The sequence below is a fragment of the Chryseobacterium amylolyticum genome, assembly GCF_051011775.1.
Lineage (GTDB): Bacteria > Bacteroidota > Bacteroidia > Flavobacteriales > Weeksellaceae > Chryseobacterium.
Window position 1 is genome coordinate 25,457 of record NZ_JBPCHX010000001.1, and the last position, 12,976, is coordinate 38,432.

Sequence of the window (12,976 nt, forward strand, 5' to 3'; positions counted from 1 at the left end):
TAATTAATTAATTTCTGACTTTACACTTCCGCAGGAAAGCATAGATTTCCCATAGTAAGGATTAGCGATCTGTTTTTCATCGCTCAGCCAGCTGCCATCTGCCATTGGGCAATACTGTACATATACCGGCTTTTCAGAAAGCTTAAACTCTTTGGTCAAAGCAATCATATTGTCCGAAAGGTTGAAAAAAGTTTCTCTTTGTGCTGCAACGGTTCTTGCTTCAGATATAGCAGAGGCATCTTTTCTGAGAATATTAAGATTTCCTTCAGATACTACTTTATAGTCAATGGCAGAAGCTGTCTTAATAAATTCTGTTGCTGCTTTTGATGTTTTATCAGCGTCATCTGAAGCCAAAGCTGATTTGATAGCGATATAGTTCTGATACAGCTTAGAAACCTGAGCATCCTTTTTAGATTGTGCTGATAGTGAAATGATTGAGAATATAGATAAGGCTGCTGTGATGATATATTTTTTCATTGTTTTACATTTTAGAATTAATTTTAATAAAGAATAATGGTAACGCATCAGTAAGTGCGTCAGAACATGTCGCCCGTAACGGTATGCAATTCATGATACCGGAAACGACGGACGGATTCTAAATTCTAAAATTACAATGATTGATGTAGATAGGTACCGGCCGGTATTCAGGCGGTGCATTAATCCGGATCTGAGTAAATTTGGTGGCTGAAAAAGACTTATCAATAACAGCAAACTGATGTTTCACCGGAATTTCTGAAATCTGGCCTAAAAAGTCAATTTTAAGCAGATCTGATTTCTGGGAATCATCTACTTTTACTACTTTGATTTCTGTTTTGCAGCATCCTTTTTTGTCTTTAACACCGCATTTTGCACAGATACCATCTGTTTTCTGGCTTACAGAAACAAATTCCTTCATGCAATAATGAATACTAAAAGCTGCTCCGGAAGAAAACCCGAAGTAGAAAATAGAAAACAATATGGCAAGAATCTTTTTCATTGGTAGGACAAAGATAAAAATATCTCTGAGACCGTTGTTATAAAATTTGGTAATGTTGTTACAAAATTCGGGTAAAATAAAAAGCTTCCGAATTTCTCCGAAAGCTTTTATTTATTTTTTGAGAGATTAACATCAACCTCATCTTTAATTTTTTACAGTTTAAATTCTAACTTCACATTGAAGAAACGTCCTGTAAGACGTACCGGAACTGGATACATATAATTGCTGTTATAATCAGTGATCCATTGGTTCGCTACCGTGTTATTGATGTTGAATGCATTGAAAACCTGAACTCCTAATGTCAGCTCCTCGAAATTACCCCAGAATCCTGATCTCTTATTTTTCTCTTTCGGATCAATAAATACCTTTGTCAATCCTAAGTCTACCCTTTTATAGGAAGGAAGGGTCTGCTGATAATTATACGCTGAACCAAAGTCCGGCTGTCCGTTGCTGTTGAACATTACGGGAGCTCCTGTAGGTAATCCCATAGCATATACCAAGGTAAGATTGACACGCATTGACGGGAAGCTCGGCATATAATCCTGATAGAACATGGCAAACCTCAACCTCTGGTCTGTAGGTCTCGGAATATCTCCTCTTCCATCTATATTTTCATACACCCTCGCATAACTCGCGGATAACCACGAATCTACACCCGGCACAAATTCCCCGAATAATCTCGTATCAATACCATACGCATATCCTTTGGAATTATTCTGCCCGGAATACCGGATTCTTACATTATCCATATAATACGGGATCAGGTTATCCATTTTCTTGTAATAAAGTTCCGTAGTCAGTTTAAATGGTCTGTCATACATCTGGAACTCATAATCATTGGCAAGAATAACCTGGATAGAACGCTGCGATTTTATATTAGCGTTAAAATTACCATCTAAATCCTTGATCTCTTTGTAGAAAGGAGCCTGATAGTAAATTCCTCCCGAAATTTTAAACAGCATATCACTGTCCCAATCAGGCTTTATCGCAAACTGGGCTCTTGGAGAGAATATTGTTTCTTTATTGAAACTCCAGTTGGCAACACGTACTCCGGCATTCACAAATACCTTACTGGCTCCCCAGTAGAACTTCTGTGAATACTGTGCGTATGCTGAAAGTCTTGTAGGCTCAATATTGTTTTGCCCGGCAATATAATAAGCAAGCTTAAGATCTCCTGTCATTCCTGTTCTCGGATCAATAATTTCAGGTCTTGGCAGGCTGTAACCTGCAGAATCTACAACCTTCCATTCATTGGTAAGATCTTTGAGATTTTCTTTCTCATATTTAAATCCAACCTCAAAGTCGGTATTTACATTGGGAGAAAATTTGGCTCTGAACTGGGTTCCGTAGGTTCTTACAAACAAATCATTTCTTGCGTGTTCTATCTGTCCGCCCACATCAAATGATGTTACAGGCTGCTGCGTCACAGGATCAAAGGTCTGCAATTCATATCCTGAATTGATCGTATAATATTCTCTTTCTCTGTTCTGATAAGCAAAAGCATCCAATGTAAGTTTCCATTTATCGGCAGGCTTATAGTTCATGGAAAATGTACCCATCATATTTTTGTACTGGTCATTTTCTTTACCCGCATATCCTATATTCACGGTTATAGGCTGCTGAAGGCTTCCGAATGTAACACTTTTTGCTCTGGGAATCATCTCATAATCATTCTTGGAATAATATCCGATGAATGACATGGAAAACTTATCACTGACATGATAGTTCAGATAAGACTGGAAATCCCAATAGGTCGGGTTAAAGTCTGTATCTTCCTTCAGAGTGTTAAGAACAAGATTGGTATTTCTGTACCTTCCTGAAAATAAGGCTGTAAATTTTTTATTCTTGGAAGCCAAACCTGTTGTCAGTCTTCCTCCAATTAAACTGGCCTCCCCTGAAACTTCAAATTTTTCAGGTTCCCGGTAATAGATATTTAAAGCCGAAGACATTTTATCCCCATATTTAGCTTCAAATCCTCCTGCAGAGAAATTCACTGTAGAAACCATATCGGGATTGATGATACTCATCCCTTCCTGTTGAGAGTTTCTGATCAGGAAAGGTCTGTAAATCTCAATGTCATTAATGTAGATAAGGTTTTCATCATAGTTTCCGCCACGAACCATATATTGGGAAGACAGCTCGGTATTGGAGTTTACAGAAGGTAAGGTTTTAAGCAGTCCTTCAATTCCACCATTAATAGAAGCTACGGATTTTGCTTCTTTCGCTGAAATTCTTACATTGGTAAGGTCATTGGTTCTTCCTGTTGCTTTTTTCTGGAAGACAACTTCCTCTATATCGGTCACTTTAGTGGTCGCTGTATCTTTTTTTCTTTGCTGGGAGAAAATCAGAAACGGGACCATAAGGCTTAGCGGTAAAACTAGTTTTTTCAAAAGAAATGTTTTAGAATTTCTAAAATTAATGTTTTTTTAACAATTACAAAATCGATTCTCTAATTCTTGTTAATTTTTGTAACAAATCTTCTAATAAATCTAATCTTAACATGTTGGCGCCATCAGATAATGCGGTTTCCGGTGTAGGATGTGTTTCGATGAAAATTCCATCTGCTCCTACTGCAATTCCCGCTTTGGCAACCGTTTCAATAAGATCCGGTCTTCCACCTGTAACCCCTGAGTTCTGATTAGGCTGCTGTAAAGAATGGGTAACATCCAAAATAACAGGAGCATATTCTCTCATGGTAGGAATTCCTCTGTAATCCACGATAAGGTCTGTATACCCGAAAGAATTCCCTCTTTCAATAATGGCTACTTTCTGGTTATCGGAATCTGTCACCTTCTGAACGGCAAACTTCATCGCTTCCGGTGAAAGAAACTGTCCTTTTTTCAGGGTAACACATTTTCCTGTTTTTGCCGCAGCGATCAATAAATCGGTCTGACGAACAAGGAATGCAGGAATCTGCAGAACATCTACATATTGTGCTGCCAATGCCGCGTGTTCATTCTCATGGATATCTGTTGTAGTAGGAATATTAAAGGTCTCACCTACTTTTTTAAGGATTTCAAGAGATTTCTCTTCCCCAATGGTTGTGAAAGAATCTACACGGCTTCTGTTTGCTTTTTTAAAACTTCCCTTGAAAATGTATGGAATATTATATTTATCCGTAATGCTGATCACTTTTTCAGCGATTCTTAGTGCCATATCTTCCCCTTCAATAATACAAGGTCCGGCAATAAGGAAAAAGTTTTTTGAATCTTTGTGCGAAATATTATCTAAATACTGAATCATTTTTGTTGTCATTAAAAAGTTCAGTAAAAATACTGAGAAAGTTTCAGATTTGGAAATTATTTACGGATGGGTTTAGGCTTTAACCAAAAACCGGAAAACGAATGTCTATTTTTGTCTAGAAACTCTTACCCCGGCAGTATCTTGTCATTCCGAAGGAATTTTTTATACTATGTCGGGATTCCTCCGGGAATGACAAACTCTATGTTTTTATTCTAACATTTCTATAACAAGGAATAATGTAATTTTTGAGGACAACCCTACTGTTTGCAGATTAAAAAAAACAATAGGAACGGGCTTTAGCCCGTTTACAAATAAAACAAACAGCCATCGGCATCAGCCAAAACCTAAAAATAATCAGAAAATATAAAATCCGCCTGTGAAATATTTTACCCCATCTTCTTCAAAACCTTCTCAAACGTATTTACATTTCTGCTGGTAAGCTGATCTTTAAGGCTCTTTTTACCCAGTACTTTCCCAAAGGTAGAATCCAGGGTATTTCCTTTCGGAACCTGCCAGTAAAATATATCATTAACAATCGCTGCTTTTTCATTTTCCGCCTGAGCTGCTTTCTGAAACTCATCCATCAGAACCTTTTCCACACCCGGAATTCCTACAAAGCCATACATGTGAAATGTATCATTCTTTTCAAAAGGAACACTGTTCCATAAAACTTCTGTTTCCTCCTGAGATTTCACAAACAAAAATGCTTCATAAGAGAAATGCCCTGACATTGCTTTTTCCAGAATTGCCTTTAATTCCTCACTCTTTTTATCGGAAGAAAACACAATATTTCCGGACGCCAGTACTGAGCTTACCTCATTCATGCCGGCATCTTTAAAAACCTGGCAGACATCCGCCATTTTCATATTAGTTCCTTTTACGTTGACGCCGCGGAGAAAAGCACAGTATTTCATTTTTCTTTAGGGATTAGGGATTAAATAATAGGTTGCAGGTTTTAAGTTTGAGAGTTTGAAAGTAAAGAGTTCTCGGACTTCTTTTAGTTTTTCTTTGCTATTTTTACTTTTTAAATGCTTAAATATTTAAATATTTTAATCAACTCTAATGTACAAATTATAGTCTGTACCGGAAGGTTTCAGATGGTAAATTTTTTCTAAAATCTTATTATCGCTTTTCAGGTGATCTTTCACCCTGAATTCTTTTAAAAGTTTATAATGGGTCTGATAATAGACTGAATTGGCATCATTCCCTTCATACAGGTTTTTATAGGAAAGAAGGTATTTCGGTTTTCTTGTTCTGACTGTATTGATCCAGTAATTTACTTTATCTTTTTTAATTTCCTCCTGAATCTGTTTATCAACCAATCCAACCTCATCTATCGTTTTTAATCCTGAAAAATAAGGAACATACCCCGCCGGCTCAAGCAGGATCCACTGGTTTTTATCTTTTTCATATTGATTTAGAAAAGTACCAATGGTTCTTCGGTAATTCCATTCCCCGTTTCCTGTTGCAATAGAATGAACGGTTTGAAAGGCAAGCATCGGGAAAATGTAGAATATAATCAATAATGACAGCCAAAGATTTCTTCTCTCTTTCTGTTCCAGTACAAAAATAAGAACGGGAACGAAAAGTAAAATCTGCGGAACCCAGTAATACCAGTCAAATAAACTTTTTTGAGAAATAAAGATGATTTGTTTTACCCATCCGAAAATAAAGATCATCCACAAAAAGTAGTTTCTTTTCTCTCTCTGTCTGATCAGATAAATAAAGCAAAGCAGTTCAAAGATCAATACAACGATGGTGATAGGATTAAAATCTCCGGGAACTTTCAGCATTCCCCAGAAGTTTCCGAAACTCTTAAAAAAGTAACCGATATGCTGTTGGATCGTAAGGTCTTCACTGTAAAGAAGCTTTTTTGCAGTAATGGTATTGTTCACCAGCTCACCAAAGTAAAACCAGTTAAAAGCTACTGTTGATAAAACGCCCAGAATTCCACCAAAAATATAATTCCATCTGACCTTTCTGTTCCAGAATACATCTACCAGAAATACAATTCCCAGGAATATTACCGTATCGATTCTTGTAAACATAATTAAAACCGGAAGGAGTGTCAACACCCATTTTTTTCCTTTGTGGAAGCCATAATATAACAATGACATTTCCAGGAAAAACAGGATTCCGTACTCCATTCCGAGAATTGAAATTTTAATAGCCGGGGGTAAAATACCGATCAGAAATATGAAAATCGCTTTATGCCATGGATTTTTAAGAACCAGATGAGAAAGCAATAAAGTTCCTATGGTAAACAATATGGAGTTAAAAATCAAAAGGGGTTCAATAAAATTCTCTTTCCCGAGAACAAGATTGAAAAGATAAGATACAAAAACATACAGATGTGTTGTAGATGCAGAGATTTTAGTATCTCCATTGAAGCCGATTACTCCATAATCCAATAGATTCTGGGCAACTCTCCAGGTGATAAACGCATCTTCCTGGATATAGTGCGTTAATAAAAAAAGAAGTTTAAAAAGAACCGTAGCAATGACGGCATACATTGGGAATTTGCTATTTTGTGTTTCGGACATTATGTATTTTTACTTTCACAAATATAACCTTTAAATTCAGGATTCCCAATAATAAAAAAAACGGAACCGAAGTTCCGTTTTAAAGTATTTTATTTTGTTGCTTTGATAATCGCGTTCGTAATCTGACTTTCTTTTTCTTTTGAATACGTAGAATCATAAGGCTCCATCACATCAAATAAATATTGATAGAATGGCGTGATCTGCTGTACATTTTCAGATTCTTTCATCGCCTTATCTCTGCCCATCTCCTGAAGATCTTTGATAAACACATTGAATTTCTTGTCAATCGGCTCTATGGATTTTACAAGATAAGCATATGCTTTTTCTTTCTGTCCTATCTTCGTATAAGCATCTGTTACTGCAGAAACAACAAGAGAATATTCCATAGGTTTTGTTCTCATCTGTCTTCTCAGGTAGCTTTGGTCTGCTTTGGAAAGGCTTAAATAGTAATCATACTCTTCAAAGATTCCTTTTTTAAGCACTTCAGCAATCTGAAGACCTTTCTGCTCCTGCCCTGCAATGATGTATCCTGATACAATTGAACTTAATGAACGTGGATCATTATATTTCTCTGCCGGAATTTCTTTTGCTGCAAGATCCAGAATTTCCAATGCCTTAGCTTTCTGTCCGCTTAATGCAAGGGCTGCTGCTGCTCTGCTCGCTGACATTCTGTAGCTGATGATATTGGAAGTAGCCGTTTCATCAAAGTGAGCATTTAAATTTTTGAAGTTACCCCATCTGAAATTTTTCACTACATTATAAAGAGAATTGGCATCTACTCTTCCCATATCTCCATCAGCCGTCGGAGGCGTTTGGATAGGAATCAATCTGTAACTGAATCCGTCAAACTGAAGATAATCGTTCAGATAGAAAATATTCTCACTGTCATAGATACCTCCTGATGAGAAGTTGATAGGACGCTTCCAGTCGAAGTTTGCTAAAAGATCCATCAGGATCAGGTTATTCTTATAAAGCGTGTTTCCTTTGTAAGTAATCATAATCTGATTGGCAACATTCGGAAGATCTTCTTTGTTAATGATTCCTGCTTTTAAAGCATTTTCTTTATTGACCGGAAGGATGAATTTGTTTACCGGAAGGATATTGTATTTTTCAAATTTCTCTTCCCCGAAATACATTTTCAACAATTCATCTTTTTCAGGAGATTTAAATTTAATGAATTCAATCGCCTGTTTCAGTGTTAAAGAATCCTGGGTAAGGTATTTTCTGAAAGACTGGAATTCTGTTTCCGGAGCTCCCTGTTCTTTCAGCATAGAGAATACACCTTCCCAATCTTCTTTCTTCATCATATAGATCTGGTCGTTTACCCCATCTCTGTAATCTTCGTGTGTCAGTTGGCTGGGAATTCCCATAGCATTGTAAGTTCTCCTTTTGATCTGGTCAAGGTTCCATGGAGTTGAAGCAAGGGTAAAGTTAACCACCTTCACATCATCTCTGAATCTTTCTGTTTCCTGGATTGCCCAAACCGGGTAAGTATCGTTATCACCGTACACGAAAAGGATATCGTTTTTCGGTAATGATTTTAAAACGGAATACGCATAATCATATGCTGTGTATCGGTTGCTTCTGTCATGAACGTTGTAGTTCTGGAAGCCCATCATGAAAGGTACTCCTAATAAAACCACTCCCAGAGTAATATTAGCTCCGTTTGATTTTACTTTAGACTGCAGGAACCATAAAATTGCTCCGGCACCCATACCGATCCAGATGGCAAATGCGTAGAATGAACCTACCATTGCATAGTCTCTTTCTCTCGGCTCGAAAGGCTTTACTCCTGTATAGAAGATAATTCCTACACTTGTTAAAATGAATAAAGATAATAGCGCATAGAATCTTCCGAAGTCTCTGTTTAATTGGAAGAAGAATCCGATCAAACCTAAAATTAATGGAAGGAAGAAGAATTTCACTGTACTTTCATTCTTGAATTTGGCAGGCATTTTATCCTGATTTCCTACCACTGCATTATCGATAAAAGGAATTCCGGAAATCCAGTTTCCTTTTGTACTTTCCATGTTTCCTTCAAGGTCGTTCTGTCTTCCTACAAAGTTCCACATCAGATATCTTACAAAGTAATATCCGTTCTGGAAAGTGATGAAATAATCCATATTCTGAAGGAACGAAGGCTTCTGAACATTGATCAGGTTATAAGGTTTTACTTTCAGATAATCTGAAGCAGTAATCGATTTATCTTCATATTTTGCTCTCAGCTCGTCAAAGATCTGCTTAGCCTGCGGATTGTCTGCCACATCTTCGTTAGCATAATTGAATGTAAAATCAGGAGCACCATACATAGAAATATAGTTTGCCATTACATCCTTATCTTCGTTGAACATTCTCGGCATTAAGCTTACCTGAGATTTGCTGAATACATAATTGAAACGGTCTCCGGTTTTTCTGTACGTTCCGGTTTTTTCATCTTTTTCGTAGATTTCACCGGTTTTTTGTGTCTTGAAGCTTCCATCTTCATTTTTCTCAATTCCGTTAGCATCAAGGAATGCAGTATAATTCTGCCCGTAGATTGTTGGCCAGTCACCGTACTGCTCTCTGTTATAATAATCCAGCATACCAATTGCAGTGTCAGGATCATTAAGGTTCATCGGCGGGTTAGCATTTGCTCTGATTGGAATAACCATCCAGCAAGAGAACCCGATCATCATAAAAACTACAGATAGTGCAGCCGTCTGATAAATCTTTCTTTTTGCTTTTCTTGCATACTTGATTAAGAAATAGCAGATTGCTACCATCAAAACAAAAGCCGCAATTGTTCCGGAGTGGAAAGGAAGTCCAAGACCATTCACGAAGAAAATCTCAAGTCTTCCAAACATCGTCATAATCAGAGGGAAAATAATTTTGAAAACAATAATCAAAATTCCCAGTGTGATAAGGTTTGCCCAGATAAAGTTTTTCCAGGTAAACTTATAATTTCTTGCATAATATACCAGACATACTGCAGGGATCGCCAGCATACACATCATATGCACTCCCACAGAAAGTCCTAAAACGAAGAAAATAAGAATAATCCATCTTTCACTGTCTCCCGCTTTATACTCATTTTCCCATTTGGTGATCAACCAGACCAAAAGCGCGATAAACATAGAAGCCATAGAATAAACCTCTCCCTCTACTGCTGAGAACCAGAATGTATCTGAGAACGTAAAGCACAGGGCTCCTACTGCTCCGGCAAATAAAATAGAGATTTCCTGATGTTTCGTAATTTCTTCAAAATCTTTGTTCAAAAGTCTTCGCACAAAATGTGTGATCGTCCAGAACAAAAATAAAATAGTCAGCGCACTGAACAATGCAGACATCGCGTTGATCACGATGGAGTAATTTTCGCCTTTCCCTAATGCAAAAATGGCTGCCACGGCACCCACTATCTGGAATAAAGCAGCTCCGGGAGCATGCGTTACTTCAAGTTTTACTGCAGAAGAAATGTACTCGCCACAATCCCAGAAACTGAAATTGGGTTCTATGGTGGACAAGTACGTGAAAAACGCAATGACGAAAATCACCCATCCTGAGACGGTGTTCCATTGCCTAAAAGTCCAATTTTTCATAGTATTAAATCAATTATGCGAAAATAAGGCTTTTATCTTATTTTATGCGGGTTTTAACAAAATTTAAAAATTTTGGCGTAGTATTTGCGATTATACTCGTGTCAAAACTGAAAATACGAAAATAATTTTTTACAAACTATGCCCTAGAAATCAAACAAAAGTTTAGTAATTATTTATTTTTTTGTATTTTTGCAGTCAGATTTTTATTGAAAATAACAAATAATGAGTAATGTTTACGATAATATCCTTGGCCTGATAGGACATACTCCTATGGTGAAGCTAAATACTGTTACAAAAGATATTCCAGCAACCGTATATGCCAAGTTAGAATCATATAATCCTGGACATTCCACCAAAGACCGAATCGCACTTCATATTATAGAGAACGCAGAGAAAAAAGGCCTTTTAAAAGAAGATTCTGTAGTTGTAGAAACTACTTCCGGTAATACCGGGTTTTCTATTGCGATGGTATGTATCATTAAGGGATATAAATGTATTCTTGCAGTAAGTGATAAAACAAAACCCGAAAAAATTGCTTACCTGAAAGCATTGGGAGCCACGGTGTATATATGTCCGGCCAATGTACCGGCAGATGATCCGAGATCATATTATGAAGTAGCTAAAAGAATCGCTAAGGAAACTCCTAATTCTATTTACATCAATCAATATTTTAACGAACTTAATATTGATGCACATTACCAGACGACAGGTCCTGAGATCTGGGAACAGACACAAGGTAAGATCACTCACCTTTTTGCCTGCACTGGAACTGGTGGAACATTATCAGGTTCAGCGAAGTTTCTGAAGGAAAAAAATCCGGACATCAAGATCATCGGAGTAGATGCGGATGGTTCTATTCTGAAGAGCTATCACGAAACAGGAGAAATTCACAAAGAAGATGTACATCCTTATCAGATCGAGGGAATGGGTAAAAACCTGATCCCTTCTGCCCTGCTTTTCGACAAGGTGGATGAATTTGTAAGGGTAAATGATGAAATGTCCGCGTACAGAACCCGCGAAATTGCTTTGAAAGAAGCGATCATGGGTGGCTACACTACCGGAGCCGTAACACAGGGACTGATGCAGTATGCCCAATCTCATGAACTTACAGAAAACGACCTGGTTGTTTTAATATATCCTGACCATGGCTCAAGATATATCACTAAAGTTTACAGTGATAAATGGATGGCTGAACAGGGATTTGTCAACAACTGTGTTCACAACTATGACGAAGTTTTCAAAACTGAGTTTATCAAATAAGAACGAATAAAATCACGATACAATAAAGCCTTTTGCGTGTTCTGACAAAAAAGGCTTTTTTACTTAAAAATTACGATACAATGTTGGATATTTTTGAAAGAATAAAAGAAAATCCAGGACCACTTGGACAATTTGCAGATTATGGTGAAGGCTATTTTATTTTCCCAAGATTAGAGGGACCTATCGGCCCTAGAATGCAGTTTCAGGGTAGAGAAGTAATTTTCTGGAGTGCCAATGACTACTTAGGGCTGTGTAATCATCCTGAAGTAATTGAAGCGGATGCAAAAGCTGCTGCTGAGTATGGGATGTTCTACCCGATGGGAGCAAGAGCAATGTCCGGAGAAACAGACCAGCACCTTCAGCTGGAAAGGGAATTGGCAGACTTCGTAAAAAAAGAATCAGCATATTTATTGAATTTCGGTTATCAGGGAATGGTTTCTACTATTGATGCCCTGGTAAGCAGAAATGATGTAATTGTTTATGATATGGATTCTCATGCCTGCATCGTGGATGGAGTAAGACTTCATTCCGGTAAAAGATTTACCTACAAGCACAACGATATGGCAAGTCTTGAGAAAAACCTTCAGAGAGCAACCAAGGTAGCTGAGGAAACAGGAGGTGGTATCCTTGTGATCACAGAAGGGGTTTTCGGGATGAGAGGCCAGCAGGGAAAAATCAAAGAGATCTGCGATCTTAAATCAAAATACCAGTTCAGATTATTGGTAGATGATGCCCATGGTTTCGGAACACTTGGTAAAACAGGTGCCGGTGTGGGTGAAGAGCAGGATTGCAACGATCAGATTGATGTATATTTCTCTACTTTCGCCAAATCTATGGCTGGTTTCGGAGCATTCCTTGCGGGTGACAAAGAAATCATCAGATATCTGAAGTTCAACCTGAGATCACAAATCTTCGCAAAATCTCTTACAATGCCAATGGTTATCGGAGGTCTGAAAAGACTGGAACTATTAAGATCAAGACCAGAGATCAAAGCTAAACTTTGGGAGAATGTTTACAAACTACAGAACGGACTTAAAGAAAGAGGATTCAATATTGGAGATACCAATACCTGTGTAACTCCTGTAATGATGCAGGGTACTCCGGTAGAAGCTACTCTATTGGTAAAGGATTTGAGAGAGAATTATGGTATCTTCACATCTGTGGTAGTATATCCGGTCATTCCGAAGGGAATGATTCTTTTAAGACTTATTCCTACCGCTTCTCATACAGATGCAGAAATCAATGAAACTCTGGCTGCATTTGAAGCTATTCATGATAAACTGGTAGGTGGCTACTACAAAGAGCAGGAGCAAAAATTACTGCAGGAACAAGGATTAAGTTTTAAACCGATTTAATTCATCAAAATAAAAGAAAGCCAC

General features: G+C 37.5%; 9 protein-coding genes. 2 read left to right on the forward strand and 7 right to left on the reverse strand.

Features of this window, described 5'->3' with window-relative positions; translation table 11 throughout:
- Positions 1-3: 3 nt before the first annotated feature.
- From ACR1PO_RS00135 to ACR1PO_RS00165, 7 genes are all read right to left on the reverse strand, one after another.
- A complete protein-coding gene (locus ACR1PO_RS00135) occupies positions 4-477 on the reverse strand; it encodes a DUF3347 domain-containing protein (RefSeq protein ID WP_433985406.1) in 474 nt (157 codons plus the stop codon).
- A 118-nt stretch (positions 478-595) separates the two neighbouring features.
- Positions 596-976, reverse strand: coding sequence for an HYC_CC_PP family protein (locus ACR1PO_RS00140; RefSeq protein WP_332386668.1), 381 nt, complete (start codon positions 974-976; stop codon positions 596-598).
- Between the two features lie 152 nt (positions 977-1,128).
- The gene (locus ACR1PO_RS00145) at positions 1,129-3,366 is read right to left on the reverse strand and encodes a TonB-dependent receptor plug domain-containing protein (RefSeq protein WP_433985407.1); all 2,238 of its coding nucleotides are present in this window, start codon (positions 3,364-3,366) and stop codon (positions 1,129-1,131) included.
- A 43-nt stretch (positions 3,367-3,409) separates the two neighbouring features.
- Positions 3,410-4,219, reverse strand: coding sequence for a 3-deoxy-8-phosphooctulonate synthase (kdsA, locus tag ACR1PO_RS00150; protein WP_047429997.1), 810 nt, complete (start codon positions 4,217-4,219; stop codon positions 3,410-3,412).
- Positions 4,220-4,605: 386 nt separating this feature from the next.
- Positions 4,606-5,133 carry a DUF1697 domain-containing protein gene (locus ACR1PO_RS00155; RefSeq protein WP_332386666.1) on the reverse strand — a complete coding sequence of 176 codons (528 nt, stop codon included), beginning with the start codon at positions 5,131-5,133 and terminating at the stop codon, positions 4,606-4,608.
- A gap of 135 nt (positions 5,134-5,268) precedes the next feature.
- Positions 5,269-6,762 (reverse strand): DUF8728 domain-containing protein, encoded by a 1,494-nt coding sequence (locus tag ACR1PO_RS00160; RefSeq protein WP_433985408.1) that lies wholly within the window; start codon positions 6,760-6,762, stop codon positions 5,269-5,271.
- An 89-nt stretch (positions 6,763-6,851) separates the two neighbouring features.
- Positions 6,852-10,337: a glycosyltransferase family 117 protein gene (locus ACR1PO_RS00165; RefSeq protein WP_433985409.1), complete on the reverse strand. Its 3,486-nt coding sequence runs from the start codon at positions 10,335-10,337 to the stop codon at positions 6,852-6,854.
- A 222-nt stretch (positions 10,338-10,559) separates the two neighbouring features.
- Here ACR1PO_RS00165 and ACR1PO_RS00170 point away from each other — a divergent pair, with 222 nt between their 5' ends.
- Positions 10,560-11,597: a PLP-dependent cysteine synthase family protein gene (locus ACR1PO_RS00170; RefSeq protein ID WP_002979259.1), complete on the forward strand. Its 1,038-nt coding sequence runs from the start codon at positions 10,560-10,562 to the stop codon at positions 11,595-11,597.
- 83 nt (positions 11,598-11,680) lie between these two features.
- The gene (locus ACR1PO_RS00175; protein ID WP_172617008.1) at positions 11,681-12,952 is read left to right on the forward strand and encodes an aminotransferase class I/II-fold pyridoxal phosphate-dependent enzyme; all 1,272 of its coding nucleotides are present in this window, start codon (positions 11,681-11,683) and stop codon (positions 12,950-12,952) included.
- The last annotated feature ends 24 nt before the right edge of the window (positions 12,953-12,976 follow it).

Coding starts and splice junctions, on each gene's coding strand:
- ACR1PO_RS00155 (WP_332386666.1), bottom strand. CDS start 5,133: ATGAAATACTGTGCTTTTCTCCGCGGCGTCAACGTAAAAGGAACTAAT.
- ACR1PO_RS00160 (WP_433985408.1), bottom strand. CDS start 6,762: ATGTCCGAAACACAAAATAGCAAATTCCCAATGTATGCCGTCATTGCT.
- ACR1PO_RS00140 (WP_332386668.1), bottom strand. CDS start 976: ATGAAAAAGATTCTTGCCATATTGTTTTCTATTTTCTACTTCGGGTTT.
- ACR1PO_RS00165 (WP_433985409.1), bottom strand. CDS start 10,337: ATGAAAAATTGGACTTTTAGGCAATGGAACACCGTCTCAGGATGGGTG.
- ACR1PO_RS00135 (WP_433985406.1), bottom strand. CDS start 477: ATGAAAAAATATATCATCACAGCAGCCTTATCTATATTCTCAATCATT.
- ACR1PO_RS00170 (WP_002979259.1), top strand. CDS start 10,560: ATGAGTAATGTTTACGATAATATCCTTGGCCTGATAGGACATACTCCT.
- kdsA (WP_047429997.1), bottom strand. CDS start 4,219: ATGATTCAGTATTTAGATAATATTTCGCACAAAGATTCAAAAAACTTT.